An 18,799-nucleotide genomic window follows, 5' to 3' on the forward strand; every position below is an offset into this window, starting at 1 on the left:
CAAGGAGACCCCGATGGAGATTCGAGAGGCCCTCACTTTCGATGATGTTCTGCTGGTTCCGGCCGCCTCTTCCGTGCTGCCGGCGGATGCCGATACGTCGACCTTTGTCACCAGATCCATCCGAATGAACATCCCGCTGCTGTCCAGCGCGATGGACACCGTGACCGAGGGGCGCATGGCGATTGCCATGGCCCAGGCCGGCGGTATCGGGGTGATCCACCGCAATCTGGACACCGAAACGCAGGCGCGCGAGGTGCGGCGGGTCAAGCGGTTCGAATCCGGCGTGGTCTATGCGCCGATCACGCTGCGCCCCGACCAGACGCTGGCCGACGCGAAGGAACTGATGGAGCGCTACAACATCACCGGCTTCCCGGTGGTGGATGCCGAGGGCCGCGTTCTGGGCATCGTCACCAACCGCGACATGCGCTTTGCCAGCGATGACAGGACGCCGGTCAGCGTGATGATGACCAGCGAAAACCTTGCCCTGCTGCGCGAACCCGTGGACCGGACGCAGGCGATCAGCCTGATGAAGGCGCGGCGGATCGAGAAGCTGCTGGTGACAGATGGCGCGGGCAAGCTGACCGGCCTGCTGACGCTGAAGGACACCGAGAAATCCGTTCTCAACCCCCATGCCTGCAAGGACGAGATGGGCCGCCTGCGCGTCGCCGCCGCCTCGACCGTGGGCGATGCGGGCTATGAGCGCAGCCAGGCGCTGATCGAGGCCGGGGTGGACATGGTGGTGATCGACACCGCGCATGGCCATTCGGAAGGCGTGGCGCGGGCGGTGGAGCGCATCAAGAAACTGTCGAACACCGTGCAGGTGGTGGCCGGCAACGTCGCCACCGGCGAGGCGACCCGTGCGCTGATCGGCGCCGGGGCGGATGCGGTCAAGGTCGGCATCGGGCCGGGGTCGATCTGCACCACCCGGATCGTGGCGGGCGTGGGCGTGCCGCAACTTACCGCGATCATGGATGCTTCGCGGGCTGCGGGGGATATTCCGGTCATCGCGGATGGCGGCATCAAGTATTCCGGCGATTTCGCCAAGGCCATTGCCGCCGGGGCCTCTTGTGCCATGGTCGGCAGCGCGATTGCCGGCACCGATGAATCGCCCGGCGAGGTGATCCTGTGGCAGGGCCGCAGCTTCAAGGCCTATCGCGGCATGGGGTCGATCGGGGCTATGGCGCGGGGCAGCGCGGACCGTTACTTCCAGAAGGAAGCCAGCAGCGACAAGCTGGTGCCCGAAGGGATCGAGGGGCAGGTGCCCTACAAGGGCAGCGTGACGGCGGTGCTGCACCAGATGGTCGGCGGCCTGCGCGCCGCCATGGGCTATACCGGCTGCCGCGACATTGCCGAGATGCGGACGAACTGCCAGTTCGTGCGGATCACCGGGGCCGGGCTGAAGGAAAGCCATGTCCATGACGTGCAGATCACCCGCGAAAGCCCGAACTACCGCGTCGGCTGACCTGAGCCTGCACCAAGGGCCGGTTCGCCTGAGAAATCAGGCGGATGCGGGTGTCAGAAGGGCAATGAGGATGGGCGGAATGACCCTTGCAACCGGCACTGGCCGGGCCGGGCGGCGCTGATGCAGCCGGCGGCCCGCGCGGCTGCGGCCATGGCGGTGCTTGACCGCGTACTGGCCGGCGAACCTGCCGAAAAGGCGCTGACCGCCTGGGGGCGCGGGGCCCGCTATGCCGGGTCGGGAGACCGCAACGCGGTGCGCGATCTGGTGTTCGAGGCGCTGCGCTGCCGCCGGTCCTTCGCCGCGCTTGGCGGCGGTCTGACCGGGCGCGGCCTGATTCTGGGCGCGATGCGTTCCATGGGTCAGGACATGCAGCAATGGTATGGCGAAGGTGCATACGCGCCCGCACCCCCCGCCGCCGATGAGGCGGGCCGTGTGCCCGAGGGCGATGAGGCGCTGGATGTGCCCGACTGGCTGGCGCCTGCGCTGCGGCGCGCGCTTGGCGACGACTATGCCCCGGTGATGCAGGCGATGCGTCAACGCGCGCCGGTGGTGCTGCGGGTCAACGCGGGCCGCAGCACGCGCGACGCTGCCCGGTCGCGTCTGCTGGCCGAAGGCATTGCCACCCGCCCGCATCCGCTGGCCGCCTTCGCGCTGGAGGTGACGGAAGGCGTGCGCAAGGTGCAGTCCTCGGCGGCCTATGCCGAGGGGGTGGTCGAATTGCAGGACGCCTCGTCCCAGGCGGTGGTCGAGGCGCTGCCGCTGGCCGACGGGATGCGCGTGCTGGACCATTGCGCCGGTGGCGGCGGCAAGACGCTGGCCATGGCGGCGCGGGCGCGGCTGCGGCTTTGGGCGCATGACGCCACCCCCCGCCGCATGGCCGACCTGCCGCCGCGCGCGGCCCGCGCCGGCGTTGCTGTCACGCTGACCGAGCGGCCCGAAGCGACCGCGCCCTATGATCTGGTGCTGGCCGATGCGCCCTGTTCCGGCAGCGGAAGCTGGCGCCGCGACCCCGAGGGGAAATGGGCGCTGACGCCGGAGCGGCTGGCGGAGCTGGTCGCCTTGCAGGGGCAGATTCTGGACCGCTGCGCCGCGATGGTGGCCCCCGCCGGCACGCTTGCCTATGCGACCTGTTCCTTCCTGTGCGACGAGAACGAGGATCAGGTCACGGCCTTCCTTGCCCGCAATGCCGGCTGGACCTGCACCGGGCAACACCGCTTTTCACCGTTGCAGGGCGGTGACGGTTTCTTTCTGGCGCTGCTGGCGCGGGCCTGAACCCCCAATTACAACTTGAGGTTGCATTTCGGCTGCGGTTAAGTCGCGGTTAACGGTTGTGCGCTTAGGGAAGGGGTGGGGATTTCCGCAGCGGAGGGCCACTTGCTCAGGCCGGACAGCGACATCAGGGCCGCCTTGGTTACGCCGCAGGGGTTGCAGCGGGGTTTGCCCTTGCTGGTTGCGCTGGCCGCGCTGTGCCTGGCGCTGGCGGCTGCGGCCCCGACCGGGCCGGTCCGGCTGGGGCTGACGACCGGCGGGCTGGCGGTTCTGCTGGTTGCGGCGGGCCTTGGCGGGGTGATGCGACGGGGCCGGCGGGCCGCCGGGCGGCTGGCCGGGCAGTTGACGATGCTGGTTGGCGGCGATGCCGCGCCCTGTTTCTCGACCGATGATCTGGGCCAGATCCTGTTCCGCAATGCGGCCGCCATCGCCCGCTTTGGCGAAAACACCGCGCCCACGCTGGTGGGCGTGCTGCATGAACAGTTCGCCTCGCCCTCGGCCGTGCTGTTCCGCCTGCAGACCCGCGCCGCCAACACCGGCGCGGCGCGGGAAGATGTGGTGACCCGGCGCGGCCATCTGCGGCTGTCGGTGCACAGGCTGGGCGAGGGCCGCTTCCTTTGGCGGCTTGAGGAATTCCAGGACCGCACCCCCGCCGGCCGCGGGGCCGAGGGGTTGAGCCTGCCGATGGTGGTGGCCAATCGCAACGGCGTGGTGCTGTTCTCGAACGAGGCGATGCGGCGGCTGCTGGGCGAACGCCCCAAGCGGCTGGACCGCATCTTCCTGCACTCCCGGTTCCAGACCGGGGAAGAGGTGACGGTTCACACCCCCGACGGCCAGATCCGCGCCATCGTGGCCGAGGTTGAGGGGGTGGGCGACCGGCGCGAGATCTTTCTGGTGCCCGCGCCGGCGCGAACGGCTGAAACCGTCAGCGCCGATTTCGAGTCGGTGCCGGTGGCGCTGATGACCTTTGGCCCGGACGGGGCGTTGCGCACCGCCAACCGCGCCGCGCGCGATCTGCTGGGCGGCGGCCCGCTGACCGGCCTGTCCTTCCACGACCTGTTCGAAGACCTGGGCCGCCCGGTGAACGACTGGTTGCTGGACGTGATCGCGGAACGCCTGCCCGCGGGGGCCGAGGTGCTGCGCCTGCGCCGCGCCGGGGACGAGGCCTTTGCCCAGGTGCAGTTGCGCCGCATCGTTGAACAGGGCCGCAGCGGGGCGCTGGCGATCCTGTCGGATGCCACCGCGCTGAAGAAGCTGGAGGCGCAGTTCAATCAAAGCCAGAAGATGCAGGCGGTTGGCCAGCTTGCGGGCGGGATCGCGCATGATTTCAACAATCTGCTGACGGCGATTTCGGGCCATTGCGACCTGTTGCTGTTGCGGCATGACCGCGAGGACGGCGATTTCGCCGACCTTGAACAGATTCGGCAGAACGCCAACCGCGCCGCGGCGCTGGTCAGCCAGTTGCTGGCCTTTTCCCGCAAGCAGACGCTGAAACCCGAACGGCTGGACCTGCAGGATCTGCTGGCCGACCTGACCCATCTGCTGAAGCGGTTGCTGGGCGAAAAGATCCTGCTGCGGTTTTCGCATGATCCGCTGCTGGGGCCGATCCGCGCCGACCGGCGACGGCTGGAACAGGTGCTGATGAACCTGGTGGTCAACGCCCGCGATGCCATGCCCGATGGCGGCACGATCCGCATCGAAACCGAGGCGCTGGCGCTGACCGAACCCTTGCTGCGCGACAAGGCCACGGTGCCGGCGGGCGAGTATTCGGTGATCCGGGTCAGCGATACTGGCTGCGGCATCGCGCCCGACAAGATCGACAAGATCTTTGAACCCTTCTTCACCACCAAGCGGGTGGGCGAGGGGACGGGGCTTGGCCTGTCCACCGTCTATGGCATCGTCAAGCAATCGGGCGGCTATGTCTTCGTGCAGTCCGAACCCGGACAGGGCACGCGGTTTGATCTGCTGTTCCCGGTGCATGATCTGGCCGAGGGCGATCATGGCGCCGTGCCCGCGCCCCCCGCCGAAACCGCCCCGCGCCTGACGCTGCGCAAGGATGCCGGGGTGGTTCTGCTGGTTGAGGATGAGGCGCCGGTGCGCGCCTTCGCCAGCCGGGCCCTGCGGCTGCGCGGCTATACCGTGCTGGAGGCGGAAAACGCCGAGGATGCGCTGAAAACGCTGGAAGACCCCGCGGTCGAGGTGGATGTCTTCGTCACCGATGTGGTGATGCCGGGGCTGGACGGGCCGACCTGGGTGAAGCGCGCGCTGGAGGACCGGCCGGGGGTGAAGGTGGTCTTCGTGTCAGGCTATGCCGAGGATTGCCTGAGTGAAGATCAGGCCCGCATCCCGAATTCGGTCTTCCTGCCAAAGCCGTTTTCCCTGACCGACCTGACCACCACGGTGCAGAACCAGATCGCCTGACCGGGCGGCGGCCCGGTGGAAACGGAAGTCAGGGCGTCAGGCTGGCGTAAAGCGCGAAGTCATCGGCCGCCACCTCATGCAGCAGGGCCTCGGTCTCGGGCGAAAGCTCTGTCGCGCGGGAGGGCGAGACGTTCAGCCGCGGCAGGATGATTTCGCATCCCAGCCGGTCTTCAAGAAAATGCACGAAACTGTCGATGTCTTCATAGCGGAACAGTCGGCTGACCCCTTCGCCCTGACGCGGTTTCAGGAACCGCGCCTGCGAGCCGACATCGGCAAAGGCGGGGCGCGGGGTGCTGCACCAGCCGCGCACGAAGTCATCGAAACTCATCCCGGCGGTGCTTTTCGCCGGATCGGTCTGGTCGGGCCGGCTGCGGAAGCGATACCAGGACGACAGCCAGTCCCGCGGTTCGCGCATCATGGCGACGACGGTCCAGTCGGCCTTGGAGGCGGCTTCCAGATAGGGGCCGAAGAACCGGCGGAAGCGGTGCACGGTGGTGTGTTTCAGCACGGGCGGCCGCTGGATCGACACCGAGGCCAGCGATTCGAGCGCGGAGGCAATGGCCGTGGACCCGGTTTTCGGCGTGGCCAGAAAGACCAGCCGCTGTTCCCAGAATACCAGCATTCCAACCCCTTTTTTCTTCCCATGGGCGCCCCGGACCCCGGTTTGCGTGCGCGGCGTAAACTATCCTTTAACGAAAACGGGCAAAAGCTGGATTCGCGAGAATTTGGTTGAAATGTTCCTGTTTTGATCCCATAAGAACGGGAACACTTTGGGAACATGTGTCGGGATTGCCGCCCCGGGGTGGCTATGGAATAAGGGAGACAAGAATGTCGGCGGCCAATCTATTCGACCTTGGGAGCAAACGGGACATGGACAAGCAGAAGGCGCTGGAAAGCGCGCTGCAACAGATCGAACGGCAGTTCGGCAAGGGCTCGATCATGCGCCTTGGCACCAACAGCCCGGCGATGGACATCGAAGCCACCTCGACCGGCAGCCTGGGCCTGGACATCGCCCTGGGGATCGGCGGCCTGCCGAAAGGCCGGATCGTGGAAATCTACGGCCCGGAAAGCAGCGGCAAGACCACGCTGACCCTGCATGTGGTGGCCGAGGAACAGAAGAAGGGCGGCGTCTGCGCCTTTGTCGATGCCGAACACGCGCTGGACCCGCAATATGCCAAGAAGCTGGGCGTCAATCTGGATGAGTTGCTGATCAGCCAGCCCGACACCGGCGAACAGGCGCTGGAGATCGTGGATACGCTGGTGCGCAGCGGCGCGGTCAGCCTGATCGTGGTCGACTCGGTCGCCGCGCTGACGCCCAAGGCGGAACTGGAAGGCGACATGGGTGACGCCACGGTGGGCGCCCAGGCCCGGCTGATGAGCCAGGCGATGCGCAAGCTGACCGCCAGCATCGGCCGCACCAACTGCATGGTGATCTTCATCAACCAGATCCGCATGAAGATTGGCGTGATGTTCGGCAGCCCCGAAACCACCACCGGCGGCAATGCGCTGAAGTTCTACGCCAGCGTGCGGCTGGATATCCGCCGCATCGGCGCCATCAAGGACCGTGAAGAGGTGGTCGGCAACACCACCCGCGTCAAGGTGGTGAAGAACAAGGTGGCGCCGCCCTTCAAGCAGGTGGAATTCGACATCATGTATGGCGAAGGCATCTCGAAGATGGGCGAGCTGGTCGACATCGGCGTCAAGGCCGGGGTCGTGGAAAAGTCGGGCGCCTGGTATTCCTTCAAGGATGAGCGCATCGGTCAGGGCCGCGAGAATGCCAAGACCTTCCTGCGGGCCAACCCCGCCATGGCGGCCGAGATCGAGGACAAGATCCGCGCCGCGAACGGGCTGGATTTCACCCTTGTCGACGGCCCCGAGGACGGGGATGCCGTCGAGGCGTGACCGGCCGCAGGGCGACCAGAGGTCAGGGGCCGGAGGGGCAACCTTCCGGCCCTTTTTCATGGTGCGGCCGGTCGTGGCCCGGCGCATCCCCCGTGGACAGGGAAGCCTGCCGCCGCTACATGGGGGCCAATGCAGGAAACACCCTGAAAGGCCCGGCCCATGGCGTCGCTGAACGACATCCGTTCCACCTATCTCGACTTTTTCGAAAAGAACGGCCACCGGGTCGTGGACAGCTCTCCGCTGGTGCCGCGGAACGACCCGACGCTGATGTTCACCAACAGCGGCATGGTGCAGTTCAAGAACCTGTTCACCGGGACCGAGCACCGCGATTACAAGCGCGCCACCACCGCGCAGAAATGCGTGCGGGCCGGCGGCAAGCACAATGACCTGGACAATGTCGGCTATACGGCGCGGCACCATACGTTCTTTGAAATGCTGGGGAACTTTTCCTTTGGCGACTATTTCAAGGAAACCGCCATCCCGCTGGCCTGGGAGCTGCTGACCAAGGGTTTTGGCCTGGACCCCAAGCGCCTGCTGGTCACGGTCTATCACACCGATGACGAGGCGGCGAACCTGTGGAAAAAGGTGGCCGGCCTGTCGGATGACAAGATCATCCGCATCGCCACCAGCGACAATTTCTGGATGATGGGCCCGACCGGCCCCTGCGGCCCCTGCACGGAAATCTTTTACGACCACGGCCCCCATATCTGGGGCGGCCCGCCCGGCAGCGCGGAAGAGGACGGCGACCGTTTCATCGAGATCTGGAACAACGTCTTCATGCAATACGAACAGTTCGAGGACGGCAGCCGCCGCGAACTGGACGCCAAGTCGATCGACACCGGCATGGGGCTGGAGCGGATCGGCGCGCTGTTGCAGGGCAAGCACGACAATTACGACACCGACCTGATGCGCAGCCTGATCGAGGCCAGCGCCAATGCCACCAGCAGCGACCCGGACGGCCCCGGCAAGACCAGCCACAGGGTGATTGCCGACCACCTGCGGTCAACCAGCTTCCTGATTGCCGATGGCGTGATGCCGTCGAACGAAGGGCGCGGCTATGTGCTGCGCCGCATCATGCGCCGCGCGATGCGCCATGCGCATATGCTGGGCGCGCAAGACCCGGTGATGTTCAAGCTGGTGCCGGCGCTGGTGCGCCAGATGGGCGCGGCCTACCCGGAGTTGAGCCGGGCGCAGGCGCTGATCGAGGAAACGCTGAAGCTGGAAGAGACCAAGTTCAAGCAGACGCTGGACCGCGGGCTGCGGCTGTTGGACGATGAACTGTCGCGGCTGCCTGAGGGCGCCGATCTGCCGGGGGGCGCGGCGTTCAAGCTGTATGATACTTACGGTTTCCCGCTGGACCTGACGCAGGATGCGCTGCGCGAACAGGGCCGGGCGGTGGATGTGGCGGGCTTCGATGCCGCCATGGCCGAACAGAAGGCCAAGGCGCGCGCCGCCTGGTCCGGTTCGGGCGAGGCCAAGGATGCCAAGATCTGGTTCGAACTGGCCGAGGACCGCGGCACGACCGAATTCCTGGGCTATGAGACCGAAACCGCCGAAGGCGTGGTGCTGGCGCTGGTGCGCGACGGGGCCGAAATCGGCAGCGCCGCCACGGGCGAGGCGGTGCAGGTCGTGGTCAACCAGACGCCGTTCTATGCCGAATCCGGCGGGCAGGTGGGCGACACCGGCCTGATCCGCACCGACACCGGCATGATCGAGGTGACCGACACGAAGAAGGCGGCTGGGGTGTTCATCCACATCGGCCGCGTGACCGAAGGCAGCGTTGCCAAGGGCCAGCCCGCCAAGCTGGAGGTGGGCCATGGCCGCCGCAGCGCCATTCGGGCCAACCATTCGGCCACCCACCTGCTGCACGAGGCGCTGCGTCGCGCGCTTGGTGACCATGTGGCGCAGAAGGGCAGTCTGAACGCGCCGGACCGTCTGCGCTTCGACTTCTCGCACAGCCATGCGCTGACGGCGGCGGAACAGGCGCAGGTCGAGGCCGAGGTGAACGCCTTTGTCCGGCAGAACGCCCCGGTCGAGACCCGCATCATGACGCCCGACGATGCCCGCGCCATCGGGGCACAGGCGCTGTTCGGCGAAAAATACGGCGACGAGGTGCGCGTCGTGTCGATGGGCCTGCTGGACGGGTCGGGCAAGGGGGCTGAGGGCCGCACCTACAGCCTGGAACTGTGCGGCGGCACGCATGTGGCGCGCACCGGCGACATTGGCGCCTTCGTTCTGCTGGGCGACAGCGCGTCGTCTGCCGGGGTGCGCCGGGTCGAGGCGCTGACGGGTGAGGCCGCGCTGGCGCATCTGCGCGCGCAGGATGCCCGGCTGGCCGAGATTGCCGCCGTGCTGAAGGCGCCGGCGACCGAAGTGGTCGATCGCGTCAAGGCGCTGTTCGACGAACGCCGCGCCCTGCAGAACGAAGTGGCGCAACTGCGCCGCGATCTGGCGATGGGCGGCAGCTCTGGCGGGCCGGAGGCCAAGGAAGTGAACGGAATCAAGCTGATCGCGCAGGTTCTTCAAGGGGTGTCGGGCAAGGATCTGCCCGCGCTGGTGGATGAGATGAAGGCGCGCATCGGCAGCGGTGCGGTGCTTCTGATCGCCGATACCGGCGCGAAACCGGCGGTTGCGGCGGGTGTCACCGCCGATCTGACTGGCCGGCTGTCCGCCGTGACGCTGGTCAAGGCTGCGGCCGAGGCGATGGGGGGCAAGGGTGGCGGGGGCCGCCCTGACATGGCGCAGGCGGGCGGGGCTGACATTGCCCTGGCCGATGCCGCCATTGCTGCCGCCGAAGCCGTGATCGGAGGGTAAGCCGATGCCGACCGCATTCTGGATCGCCCATGTCCATGTGACCGACGCCGAAGCCTATGGCCGCTATGCCAAGGGCGCGACCGAGGCGATTGCCGCGCATGGCGGCGTGTTCCTGGCCCGGGGCGGGCGCTATGTGCAGCTTGAAGGGAACGACCGCAGCCGCAATGTGGTGGCGCGGTTTCCCAGCCTTGAGGCGGCGGTGGAGTGCTACAACTCGCCCGCCTATCAGGCCGCGCTGGAACATGCCAAAGGGGCGGCGGTCCGCGATCTGGTGGTGGTGGAAGCCGCCGATTGACACGAATTATTGCCGAAAGTTTCGCCGTTCGGCGGGAAATCGCGGCAATTTGTGTGCAAGCCCGGAATTCCGTTGCTTAACGGACGGCGCGGACTCTGTTACTGTTCCGTCATGAGGTAAGACCCCGGCACGCGACAAGGCCCGCCAAAGGGCCGCGCCGTCGGGTCCGGGCGGAAGGGTGTTGAACATGTGTCGTTGGGCGGCCTATTCGGGCAAGCCGATCTTTCTGGAAGATATCGTGTCCCGGCCGGGGCACAGCCTGATCCACCAGTCGCATTGCGCCACGCAATGCCACACGGCGATCAACGCCGACGGGTTCGGGGTGGCCTGGTATGGCGAACGGCCCGAGCCCGGCCTTTACCGTGACGTGATGCCGGCCTGGAGCGACCCGAACCTGCGCAGCCTGACCGCGCAGGTGAAATCGGGGCTGTTTCTGGCGCATGTCCGCGCCTCGACCGGATCTGCCACCAGCCGCAACAACTGTCATCCCTTCGTGCATGGCCGCTGGTCGTTCATGCACAACGGGCAGGTGGGCGGTTATGACGCCATCCGCCGCGATTCCGACATGCTGATCCCCGAGGATCTGTATCGCCACCGCAAGGGCGCCACCGACAGCGAGGCGCTGTTCCTGATCGCGGTGGCCGAAGGGCTGGACGATGATCCGCGCGGGGCGCTGGAACGGGCCGCCGCGCGGCTGATCACGCTGGCCCGCGCCAAGGGCGCCGCGCCGCATCTGCGCATGACCGCCGCGCTGTCGGATGGCCAGCAGCTTTATGCCGTGCGCTATGCGACCGACGATCTGGCGCCGTCGCTGTATTACCGCTGGTCAGACAGCCGGGGCGGCATGGCCGTGGTTTCGGAACCGCTGGAAAGCGGCGAAGGCGGCTGGACAGAGGTGCCCGCCGCCTCGTTCTGCACCTTCGACGGGGCCAGCGTGCAGGTCGAGGAGTTCCGCCCCTGCCGGCTGGCCGTCGCCGCCTGAGATCAGGAGCGGTTCATCGGGCAGGTCGAAATCCCGACGATGCTGTAAAGCGGGCAGGTGCCCAGAAGGCCGGTCAGCAGCGGCACGATGCCGATGAGTTTGGCATAGTGCCAGACGCCACTTCCGTTATCGACGAAGAACCAGAGCAGCAGGGCGGCGCCCACTGCGATGCGCAGAATCTTGTCGATGCCGCCGACGTTGTTTTTCAGCATGTTGCGTGTCCTTGTCCGGGTGCCGGGCAAAACCCCGGCCTGCCACAAGGGTAACAGGCGGCGCAGGCCGGGTCTGTGATCAGGTCACACAGTCGCCGCAACGCCGCGCAGGGCCAGGGCATCGGTCAGCCGGACCTGCCCGCGGTCGGTTTCCACCCAGCCCTGACGCTGGAATGCCTCAAGCCGCCGCGAGACCACCTCGCGCGCCGATCCGATGCGGGCGGCCAGTTCCGCCTGCGTGGCCGCCACCACATTGCCCTGCGCCAGTTCCAGAAGTGCTGCCGCCAGCCGCGCCTCGATCCGGCCGAAGGCCACCCGTTCCAGCAGATGCGTCACATCGGCCATGCGGCGGCCGAAGGCGCGCAGCACAAAGCGGCGGAAGCCGGGTTCCTGATCCATCAGCCGTTCGAAGAGCGCCGCCGGGATCATCACCGCGCGGCTGTCCTCGGCCACCAGCGCCTCGCCGCTGTAATTCTCGCCGCCGGTCAGGCCCAGCGTGGTTTGCACGCAGCTTTGGCCGGGGCCGACGGCGTAAAGCAGGATCTCGCGCCCGCTGGCGCCGGTCAGGAACACCTCGACCCGGCCGGACAGCACGATCAGAAAGCCCTGCGGCCGGTCGCCAGGGCGGAACAGCACCGCGCCTTTCGGCAGCGGCATTTCATGCAGATGTGCCAGCTCGCGCTGTGCCGACGCCGACAGCGCCCCGATGTCCGAAACCCAGCTCATGCGCCCAGTGTGGGCAGACGGGCCGCGATGGCAACCGCAAAGCGCCGGCCTGCGCGGAAATGACAGGGGGCGGCCCGCCGGGCCGCCCCCTTGAAAAACGCGGTCGGGACAGGATCAGTCCAGCGCCTTGAAGTTCAGGCTGGCGCCTTCCTTGATGCCGCTGAACCAGCGCGCGGTGACGGTCTTGGTCTTGGTGTAGAACCGGAAGGCATCGGGGCCATACTGGTTCAGGTCGCCGAAGGCCGACCGTTTCCAGCCGCCGAAGCTGAAATAGGACAGCGGCACCGGGATGGGGAAGTTGATCCCGACCATGCCCACGTTGACGCGCGAGGCGAAATCGCGCGCCGTGTCGCCATCGGCGGTGAAGATCGCGGTGCCGTTGCCGTATTCGTTGTCCATCACCAGCTTCAGCGCGTCGTCATAGGTCTTGGCGCGGACCTGGGTCAGCACCGGGCCAAAGATTTCCTGCTTGTAGATCTCCATGTCAGCCGTGACGTTGTCGAACAGCGACGGGCCGACGAAGAAGCCGTTTTCATAGCCTTGCAGCTTGAAGCCGCGGCCATCGACCACCAGTTTCGCGCCCTGGTCCACGCCGCTGTTGATCAGGCCAAGGATGCGGTCTTGCGACGCCTTGGTGATGACCGGGCCGAAATCGACATCCTCGCCCGCGGTATAGGGGCCGACCTTCAGCTTCTCGATCCGCGGCACCAGCCGTTCGATCAGCGCATCGGCGGTCTTTTCGCCCACCGGCACCGCGACCGAGATCGCCATGCAGCGTTCGCCCGCCGCGCCGAAGCCCGCGCCCACCAGCGCATCCGCCGCCTTGTCCAGATCGGCGTCGGGCATGATGATCATGTGGTTCTTGGCACCGCCGAAGCATTGCGCCCGTTTGCCGTTGGTTGCGGCGCGGCCATAGATGTATTGCGCGATCGGGGTCGAGCCGACGAAGCCGATGCCCTGGATGACCGGATGGTCCAGCAGGCCATCGACCACCGCCTTGTCACCGTTGACGACCTGCAGGACGCCATCGGGAAGGCCGGCCTCTTGCAGCAGTTGCGCCAGCAGAAGCGAGGTGGAGGGCACCCGTTCCGACGGTTTCAGGATCATGGCATTGCCGGCCGACAGGGCCGGGGCCATTTTCCACAGCGGGATCATTGCCGGGAAGTTGAAGGGGGTGATGCCCGCGACCACGCCCAGCGGCTGGCGCATGGCGTAGAGGTCGATACCGGGGCCGGCGCTGTCCATGTATTCGCCCTTGAGCATGGCGGGCGCGCCCATGCAGACCTCGACCACCTCAAGCCCGCGCTGCACGTCGCCACGGGCGTCGGGCAGGGTCTTGCCATGTTCGCGGCTGACCAGTTCGGCCAGCTTGTCCATGTTGGCGTTGATCAGCGCGCCGAAGGCCATCATCACCCGGGCGCGGCGCTGCGGGTTGGTGGCGGCCCAGGCCACCTGGGCCTTGGCGGCCTCGGCAATGGCGTGGTTCAGCTCGGCATCCGAGGCGAGGGCCACCTTCGCCTGCACCTCGCCGGTGGCGGGGTTGAACACTTCGGCAAAGCGGCCCGAGGTGCCCTTTACCAGCTTGCCGTTGATCCAGTGACCGATTTCCTGCATCGGAAGCCTCCCATATGTGTCTGCCCTGTTCTACTCTTGCGGAAACGCCAGACAAAGCGGCAATATTCCAAACAGGTTTTGCAATTTCGCAATGGTGGCCGGGATGGACTGGGATGATCTGCGGGTGTTCCTTGCGGTGGCGCGCAGCGAAAGCCTGTCGGGTGCCGGGCGGGGGCTGAAGATCGACCCGGCGACGGTGGGGCGGCGGATTTCACGGCTGGAAGATGCCGTGGGCGCGGCGCTGTTTGCGAAGTCACCGCAGGGCTATGCGCTGACCGAGGCGGGGGCGCGGCTGATTCCCCATGCCGAACGTGCGGAAGGGGCGGCGCTGGCGGCGCGCGAATCCCTGTCCGGCCCGGAAGGGCTGACCGGGCTGATCCGGCTTGGCGCGCCGGACGGCTGCGCGAACTATCTGCTGCCGGGCGTGCTGGCCCGCATCTGCGACGCCAACCCCGGGCTTGAAATCCAGCTTGTCGCGCTGCCGCGCGTCTTCAACCTGTCGAAGCGCGAGGCCGACATGGCCATCGCCGTGTCGCGCCCCGAGGCGGGGCGGCTGACGGTGCAGAAGCTGACCGATTACCACCTGTCGCTGGCCAGCAGCCGCGACTGGCTGGCCGCGCATCCGATCAGCGGCCCGCAAGACCTGCGGGCGCATCCCTTTGTCGGTTATATCCCCGACATGATCTTCGACAAGGAACTGGACTATCTGGCCGAGATCGGCGCCCCGCCGGCGCGGCTGGCGTCGAATTCGGTGTCGGTGCAACTGAACTTCCTGCGGCGGGGGGCGGGAATCGGCGTGGTGCATGACTTTGCCCTGTCCGCCGCGCCGGAACTGGTGCGCGTGCTGCCCGACCATATCCGCCTGACCCGCAGCTTCTGGCTGATCCGCCATGCCGACGACACCCGCGTCGCGCGCCTTGGCCGGTTTGCCGACCTGCTGTTGCGCGAGGCGCGGGCGGAAATGGTGTATCTTGAATCCATCGCTTGACAGGCCGGCCCCGCTGCCCTGACCCTTGACCCGAAGACCACGGGGAAGGGGGGCCACCCATGCTTGTCAGCCAGATACTCAGATCCAAGACGCAGGGCGGGGTGATCACCGTCGCGCCCGGCAGTAGCCTGGCCGAAGCGGCGCAGGTCTTGTCCGAGCGCAAGATCGGGGCGGTCATCGTGTCGGAAGACGGCCGCCACGCCGTTGGCATCCTGTCGGAGCGCGACATCGTGCGCGAACTGGGCAGGCGCGGCGCGGCCTGCCTGAGCGACAAGGTGGATGCGGTGATGACCTCGCGGCTGATCTCTTGCGAAAGCACGGACCGGGCGCGCGACGTGTTGCAGAAGATGACCGATGGCCGCTTCCGCCATATGCCCGTGGTCGAGGGCGGCGTGATGGTCGGGATGATCTCGATCGGGGATGTTGTGAAGGCGCGGCTGGAAGAGCTGCACGCGCAGAAGGATGCGCTGGAGGGCATGATCAAGGGGTTCTGACACGCGCCCTGCTGCAGTGCGGCGGTTTTGGCCTTGCGAAAGCCGCCGCAATCATATTCTCGTGACCGGCGGAAGCAGGGACCAGACGGAGAGCCTTCCATGCGCATCGGCCTTTACCCGGGCACCTTCGATCCGGTCACTCTTGGACATGTCGATATCATCCAGCGCGCGATGGCGCTGGTGGACCGGCTGGTGATCGGGGTGGCGATCAACCGCGACAAGGGCCCGCTGTTCAATCTGGATGAACGGGTTGCCATGGTTCAGGCCGAATGTGCCGAGATCGTGGCGCGCACCGGCGGCGAGATTGTCGTGCATCCGTTCGAGAACCTGCTGATCGACTGCGCCCGCGATGTGGGGGCCGGGATCATCATTCGCGGCCTGCGGGCGGTGGCGGATTTCGAATATGAATTCCAGATGGTCGGCATGAACCGGGCGCTGGACAGCACGGTCGAGACCGTGTTCCTGATGGCCGATGCCCGGCGGCAGGCCATTGCGTCCAAGCTGGTGAAGGAAATCGCCCGGCTGGGCGGCGATGTCTCGCGCTTCGTTCCGCCGGCGGTCCATTCGGCGCTGAAGCGCAAGTTCGCCTGAAAACGAAAAAGGGGGCACCTGGCCCCCGATCATCGCGCCGCGACGAAGTTCGCGGCCTCCGCCTTGATCTTCGCGGTCAGCCGCGGCCGTAAACAGCGGTCCAGGCGATGCGGTCGGCGTCGCCGGGGTAGATGTCCAGATCCAGCGCCACATCCAGCGGCATCCGGGCGATTTCATCGCGGGTCTGGCGGTAGAGCGCCCGCTTGCGCGCGGCGTCCTTCAGGTTTTCAATCATCGTCAACATGGTCATTCCTTTCTGCGGCGTCTGCTTTTTCTTCCGCATGGTCCCTAAATGGGGCAATCGGATAGCGCTAACAAGGGGTCTTGCTGCAGCGCAGCATTGCGTCTGGCGCATAGCCGCGGAATGAAAAAGGGCGCCCGGGGGCGCCCTTCGTTGTCAGCCTGTGACGGCCGTTCAGATCAGCTTGCCCATGGCCACGGCGGTATCGGACATGCGGTTCGAGAAGCCCCATTCGTTGTCATACCACGACAGGACCGAGCAGAGCGTTCCGTCCATCACCTTGGTCTGGTCCATGTGGAAGACCGACGAGTGGGGGTCGTGGTTGAAGTCCATGCTGACGTTCTTGGCGGTGGTATAACCCAGGATGCCCTTCAGCGGGCCGTCGGCGGCGGCCTTGATGGCGGCGTTGATCTCTTCCACGGTGGTGGCACGCTTGGCGATGAACTTCAGGTCCACCACTGACACGTTCGGGGTGGGCACGCGGATCGCGAAACCGTCCAGCTTGCCCTTCAGGTCGGGCAGGACCAGACCCACGGCCTTGGCGGCGCCGGTCGAGGTGGGGATCATGTTCAGCGCCGCGGCGCGGGCGCGATACAGATCCTTGTGCATGGTGTCCAGCGTGGGCTGGTCGCCGGTGTAGCTGTGGATCGTGGTCATCATGCCCTTTTCGATGCCGATGACCTCATTCAGGACCTTGGCAAAGGGCGACAGGCAGTTGGTGGTGCAGCTTGCGTTCGACACGACCAGATCGTCCTTGGTCAGCGTGTCGTGGTTCACGCCGTAGACGATGGTCTTGTCCGCGCCATCGCCGGGGGCCGAGATCAGCACCCGCTTCGAGCCGTTTTCAAGATGCGGCAGGCACTTCTCTTTCGAGGTGAAGATGCCGGTGCATTCCATCACGATGTCCACGTCGCCCCAGGGCAGCTCGGCCGGGTTGCGCAGCGCGGTCACCCGCATCCGACCACGACCGACATCAATCCAGTCATCGCCGGTGGTCACCGTGGCGGGAAACCGGCCATGGACCGAATCAAAGCGCAGAAGGTGCGCGTTGGTCTCGACCGGGCCCAGATCGTTGATCGCGACCACCTCGATGTCGGTGCGGCCCGATTCGATGATTGCGCGCAGCACATTGCGCCCGATGCGGCCGAAACCGTTGATGGCGACCTTCACAGCCATGTCCATTCCTCCTGAAACCAGCGGGCATTTGCCCTGCCACTGCTCAGAACCGCACTTCCGGCCGGATTGCAACCGTCTCTCGCGCCGTTAGCGCCAGAACACCACATGATCCAGCAGGACAAGGAACTTGCGCGCCAGAAACAGCAGGGTGGCGCCGCCGGTCAGCGCCAGATCGGCCAGCCCGAAGGCGACAAGAAGGATCACAAGATACAGCGCCAGTCTTTCCGTCACAAAACACCCCTGCGGCCGTGATCCGCGTTGACGGGGCAACCATAGTCGATGCCGGCAGGGGGGTGAAGGGCGGGGCAGGGTGCGCGCGGGGACCAGGCCGACGCCGCCTTTGCCAAGGGGCCGCGTCTGCGCTATCTCGACCCTACCTTGGACGGAGCGGGTGATGAGCGGACTTCTGGCGCTGTTGGACGATGTGGCGGCCATCGCCAAGGTGGCGGCGGCCTCGGTGGACGATGTGGCGGCGGCGGCGGCCAAGGCCGGGGCCAAGGCCGCGGGTGTGGTGATCGACGATGCCGCGGTGACGCCGAAATATGTGCACGGCTTTTCGGCCGACCGGGAACTGCCGATCATCCGCCGCATCGCCACCGGATCGCTGAAGAACAAGCTGATCTTCCTGCTGCCGGGCCTGCTGGCGCTGGATTACTTCCTGCCGCAGGCCATCACGCCGCTTCTGATGCTGGGCGGGGCCTATCTGTGCTTTGAAGGCGCGGAAAAGCTGGTTCACGCCTTTGCGCCCCATGCCGATGCCGAGGTGGCCGAAGATTTCGACACCCGCGATCCGGCGCATCTGGAAGAGGCCAAGGTGGCCGGGGCGATCAAGACCGATTTCATCCTGTCGGCCGAGATCATGACCATCGCGCTGGCCACCATCGAAAGCCCGTCCTTTGCGATGCGCGCCATCACGCTGGCGATTGTGGGCACGCTGATTACCGTTGCGGTCTATGGCGCGGTGGCGCTGATCGTGAAGATGGATGACATCGGCCTGCATATGGCCGCCAACCGCCGCACCCGCGCCGCACGGGCCTTTGGCCGGGGGCTGGTGCTGGCGATGCCGAAGGTCATGGCCTTCCTGTCCACCGTGGGCACGGCGGCGATGCTGTGGGTGGGCGGCAATATCGTGATCCACGGGCTTGAGGTCACGCATCTGTGGCCCGCGCCCTATGAGGCGATCCACCATATCGCCGAAACCGCCGCCCATGCGGTGCCGGCGGCGCCGGGGCTGGTGGCCTGGGTGGTGACCGCGGCGCTGGATGGTGTCTGCGGGCTGATCCTGGGGCTGGCGCTGATTCCGCCGGTGACCCGGGTCATCGGCCCGCTTTGGGCGAAGCTGACCGGATCACAGGGCGCGGCCCATTAGCCGCGCCGCAGCACCGTTGCGGAATAGATCGCCAGCGCCGCCCAGATGAAGCCGAAGGCCACCATCTTGGTCTGGCTGAAGGGCTCGCCGAACACGAAGACAGCCGTCAGGAAGATCATCGTCGGCGAGACATATTGCATGATGGCGATGGTCGAGAGCCGCAACCGCTTGGCGCCGTTGGCATAAAGCATCAGCGGCGCCGCCGTGATGATGCCGCAGCCCAGCAAGAGCCAGGTATCGCGC

At 66.5% G+C, this 18,799-nt stretch carries 19 protein-coding genes; 11 read left to right on the top strand and 8 right to left on the bottom strand.

Annotation, left to right across the window (positions count from 1 at the left end):
- The first annotated feature begins 13 nt into the window (after positions 1 to 13).
- From guaB to C5F44_RS15105, 3 genes are all read left to right on the top strand, one after another.
- Positions 14 to 1,462 carry an IMP dehydrogenase gene (gene guaB, locus C5F44_RS15095; protein ID WP_107674377.1) on the top strand — a complete coding sequence of 483 codons (1,449 nt, stop codon included), beginning with the start codon at positions 14 to 16 and terminating at the stop codon, positions 1,460 to 1,462.
- A gap of 120 nt (positions 1,463 to 1,582) precedes the next feature.
- Positions 1,583 to 2,734, top strand: coding sequence for an RsmB/NOP family class I SAM-dependent RNA methyltransferase (locus C5F44_RS15100; RefSeq protein WP_107674378.1), 1,152 nt, complete (start codon positions 1,583 to 1,585; stop codon positions 2,732 to 2,734).
- Between the two features lie 171 nt (positions 2,735 to 2,905).
- Positions 2,906 to 5,152 carry a hybrid sensor histidine kinase/response regulator gene (locus tag C5F44_RS15105; RefSeq protein ID WP_235822646.1) on the top strand — a complete coding sequence of 749 codons (2,247 nt, stop codon included), beginning with the start codon at positions 2,906 to 2,908 and terminating at the stop codon, positions 5,150 to 5,152.
- A gap of 28 nt (positions 5,153 to 5,180) precedes the next feature.
- On the opposite strand, the gene C5F44_RS15110 is transcribed toward C5F44_RS15105, so the two are convergent.
- On the bottom strand, positions 5,181 to 5,774 hold the full coding sequence (locus C5F44_RS15110) for a hypothetical protein (protein ID WP_107674379.1): 594 nt from the start codon (positions 5,772 to 5,774) through the stop codon (positions 5,181 to 5,183).
- A gap of 206 nt (positions 5,775 to 5,980) precedes the next feature.
- Between C5F44_RS15110 and recA the strand changes: the two genes are divergently transcribed.
- The 4 genes from recA (at position 5,981) to C5F44_RS15130 (ending at position 11,145) form a co-directional block, all read left to right on the top strand.
- On the top strand, positions 5,981 to 7,054 hold the full coding sequence (gene recA / locus C5F44_RS15115; RefSeq protein WP_107674380.1) for a recombinase RecA: 1,074 nt from the start codon (positions 5,981 to 5,983) through the stop codon (positions 7,052 to 7,054).
- 159 nt (positions 7,055 to 7,213) lie between these two features.
- A complete protein-coding gene (alaS, locus tag C5F44_RS15120) occupies positions 7,214 to 9,868 on the top strand; it encodes an alanine--tRNA ligase (RefSeq protein ID WP_107674381.1) in 2,655 nt (884 codons plus the stop codon).
- 4 nt (positions 9,869 to 9,872) lie between these two features.
- Positions 9,873 to 10,163 (top strand): DUF1330 domain-containing protein, encoded by a 291-nt coding sequence (locus tag C5F44_RS15125; RefSeq protein ID WP_107674382.1) that lies wholly within the window; start codon positions 9,873 to 9,875, stop codon positions 10,161 to 10,163.
- 187 nt (positions 10,164 to 10,350) lie between these two features.
- Positions 10,351 to 11,145: a class II glutamine amidotransferase gene (locus C5F44_RS15130; protein WP_107674383.1), complete on the top strand. Its 795-nt coding sequence runs from the start codon at positions 10,351 to 10,353 to the stop codon at positions 11,143 to 11,145.
- Positions 11,146 to 11,147: 2 nt separating this feature from the next.
- Here the strand turns inward: C5F44_RS15130 and C5F44_RS15135 are convergent, their stop codons facing one another.
- From C5F44_RS15135 to C5F44_RS15145, 3 genes are all read right to left on the bottom strand, one after another.
- Positions 11,148 to 11,357: a YgaP family membrane protein gene (locus C5F44_RS15135; RefSeq protein WP_107674384.1), complete on the bottom strand. Its 210-nt coding sequence runs from the start codon at positions 11,355 to 11,357 to the stop codon at positions 11,148 to 11,150.
- An 84-nt stretch (positions 11,358 to 11,441) separates the two neighbouring features.
- Positions 11,442 to 12,083 carry a Crp/Fnr family transcriptional regulator gene (locus C5F44_RS15140; protein ID WP_107674385.1) on the bottom strand — a complete coding sequence of 214 codons (642 nt, stop codon included), beginning with the start codon at positions 12,081 to 12,083 and terminating at the stop codon, positions 11,442 to 11,444.
- Positions 12,084 to 12,197: 114 nt separating this feature from the next.
- The gene (locus C5F44_RS15145) at positions 12,198 to 13,697 is read right to left on the bottom strand and encodes a CoA-acylating methylmalonate-semialdehyde dehydrogenase (RefSeq protein WP_107674386.1); all 1,500 of its coding nucleotides are present in this window, start codon (positions 13,695 to 13,697) and stop codon (positions 12,198 to 12,200) included.
- 103 nt (positions 13,698 to 13,800) lie between these two features.
- Here C5F44_RS15145 and C5F44_RS15150 point away from each other — a divergent pair, with 103 nt between their 5' ends.
- From C5F44_RS15150 to coaD, 3 genes are all read left to right on the top strand, one after another.
- Positions 13,801 to 14,685, top strand: a complete 885-nt coding sequence (locus C5F44_RS15150) for a LysR family transcriptional regulator (protein WP_107674398.1) — start codon at positions 13,801 to 13,803, stop codon at positions 14,683 to 14,685.
- A 59-nt stretch (positions 14,686 to 14,744) separates the two neighbouring features.
- Positions 14,745 to 15,179, top strand: a complete 435-nt coding sequence (locus tag C5F44_RS15155; RefSeq protein WP_107674387.1) for a CBS domain-containing protein — start codon at positions 14,745 to 14,747, stop codon at positions 15,177 to 15,179.
- Between the two features lie 99 nt (positions 15,180 to 15,278).
- Positions 15,279 to 15,770: a pantetheine-phosphate adenylyltransferase gene (coaD, locus tag C5F44_RS15160; RefSeq protein WP_107674388.1), complete on the top strand. Its 492-nt coding sequence runs from the start codon at positions 15,279 to 15,281 to the stop codon at positions 15,768 to 15,770.
- A 76-nt stretch (positions 15,771 to 15,846) separates the two neighbouring features.
- Here the strand turns inward: coaD and C5F44_RS18035 are convergent, their stop codons facing one another.
- From C5F44_RS18035 to C5F44_RS15175, 3 genes are all read right to left on the bottom strand, one after another.
- Entirely contained in the window at positions 15,847 to 16,014 is a 168-nt protein-coding gene (locus tag C5F44_RS18035) for a hypothetical protein (RefSeq protein ID WP_181318292.1), read from the bottom strand.
- A 171-nt stretch (positions 16,015 to 16,185) separates the two neighbouring features.
- Positions 16,186 to 17,187, bottom strand: a complete 1,002-nt coding sequence (gene gap, locus C5F44_RS15170; RefSeq protein WP_107674399.1) for a type I glyceraldehyde-3-phosphate dehydrogenase — start codon at positions 17,185 to 17,187, stop codon at positions 16,186 to 16,188.
- Between the two features lie 87 nt (positions 17,188 to 17,274).
- Positions 17,275 to 17,418, bottom strand: coding sequence for a glyceraldehyde-3-phosphate dehydrogenase (locus C5F44_RS15175; RefSeq protein ID WP_107674390.1), 144 nt, complete (start codon positions 17,416 to 17,418; stop codon positions 17,275 to 17,277).
- Positions 17,419 to 17,581: 163 nt separating this feature from the next.
- Between C5F44_RS15175 and C5F44_RS15180 the strand changes: the two genes are divergently transcribed.
- Positions 17,582 to 18,556 carry a DUF808 domain-containing protein gene (locus C5F44_RS15180; protein WP_107674391.1) on the top strand — a complete coding sequence of 325 codons (975 nt, stop codon included), beginning with the start codon at positions 17,582 to 17,584 and terminating at the stop codon, positions 18,554 to 18,556.
- Here the strand turns inward: C5F44_RS15180 and C5F44_RS15185 are convergent.
- Positions 18,553 to 18,799 (bottom strand): EamA family transporter (locus C5F44_RS15185; protein WP_146161963.1); only part of this gene is annotated, 247 nt, incomplete at its 5' end. The genes C5F44_RS15180 and C5F44_RS15185 overlap by 4 nt on opposite strands.

This window comes from Fuscovulum blasticum DSM 2131 (genome assembly GCF_003034965.1).
Classification (GTDB): Bacteria; Pseudomonadota; Alphaproteobacteria; order Rhodobacterales; family Rhodobacteraceae; genus Pseudogemmobacter; species Pseudogemmobacter blasticus.

What these genes read in the sequence shown, in the direction of transcription:
- C5F44_RS15125 (WP_107674382.1), top strand. Translation starts at nt 9,873, where the DNA reads ATGCCGACCGCATTCTGGATCGCCCATGTCCATGTGACCGACGCCGAA.
- C5F44_RS18035 (WP_181318292.1), bottom strand. Translation starts at nt 16,014, where the DNA reads ATGTTGACGATGATTGAAAACCTGAAGGACGCCGCGCGCAAGCGGGCG.
- alaS (WP_107674381.1), top strand. Translation starts at nt 7,214, where the DNA reads ATGGCGTCGCTGAACGACATCCGTTCCACCTATCTCGACTTTTTCGAA.
- guaB (WP_107674377.1), top strand. Translation starts at nt 14, where the DNA reads ATGGAGATTCGAGAGGCCCTCACTTTCGATGATGTTCTGCTGGTTCCG.
- C5F44_RS15140 (WP_107674385.1), bottom strand. Translation starts at nt 12,083, where the DNA reads ATGAGCTGGGTTTCGGACATCGGGGCGCTGTCGGCGTCGGCACAGCGC.
- C5F44_RS15180 (WP_107674391.1), top strand. Translation starts at nt 17,582, where the DNA reads ATGAGCGGACTTCTGGCGCTGTTGGACGATGTGGCGGCCATCGCCAAG.
- C5F44_RS15150 (WP_107674398.1), top strand. Translation starts at nt 13,801, where the DNA reads ATGGACTGGGATGATCTGCGGGTGTTCCTTGCGGTGGCGCGCAGCGAA.
- coaD (WP_107674388.1), top strand. Translation starts at nt 15,279, where the DNA reads ATGCGCATCGGCCTTTACCCGGGCACCTTCGATCCGGTCACTCTTGGA.
- gap (WP_107674399.1), bottom strand. Translation starts at nt 17,187, where the DNA reads ATGGCTGTGAAGGTCGCCATCAACGGTTTCGGCCGCATCGGGCGCAAT.
- C5F44_RS15130 (WP_107674383.1), top strand. Translation starts at nt 10,351, where the DNA reads ATGTGTCGTTGGGCGGCCTATTCGGGCAAGCCGATCTTTCTGGAAGAT.
- C5F44_RS15100 (WP_107674378.1), top strand. Translation starts at nt 1,583, where the DNA reads ATGCAGCCGGCGGCCCGCGCGGCTGCGGCCATGGCGGTGCTTGACCGC.
- C5F44_RS15110 (WP_107674379.1), bottom strand. Translation starts at nt 5,774, where the DNA reads ATGCTGGTATTCTGGGAACAGCGGCTGGTCTTTCTGGCCACGCCGAAA.
- C5F44_RS15135 (WP_107674384.1), bottom strand. Translation starts at nt 11,357, where the DNA reads ATGCTGAAAAACAACGTCGGCGGCATCGACAAGATTCTGCGCATCGCA.
- recA (WP_107674380.1), top strand. Translation starts at nt 5,981, where the DNA reads ATGTCGGCGGCCAATCTATTCGACCTTGGGAGCAAACGGGACATGGAC.
- C5F44_RS15155 (WP_107674387.1), top strand. Translation starts at nt 14,745, where the DNA reads ATGCTTGTCAGCCAGATACTCAGATCCAAGACGCAGGGCGGGGTGATC.
- C5F44_RS15145 (WP_107674386.1), bottom strand. Translation starts at nt 13,697, where the DNA reads ATGCAGGAAATCGGTCACTGGATCAACGGCAAGCTGGTAAAGGGCACC.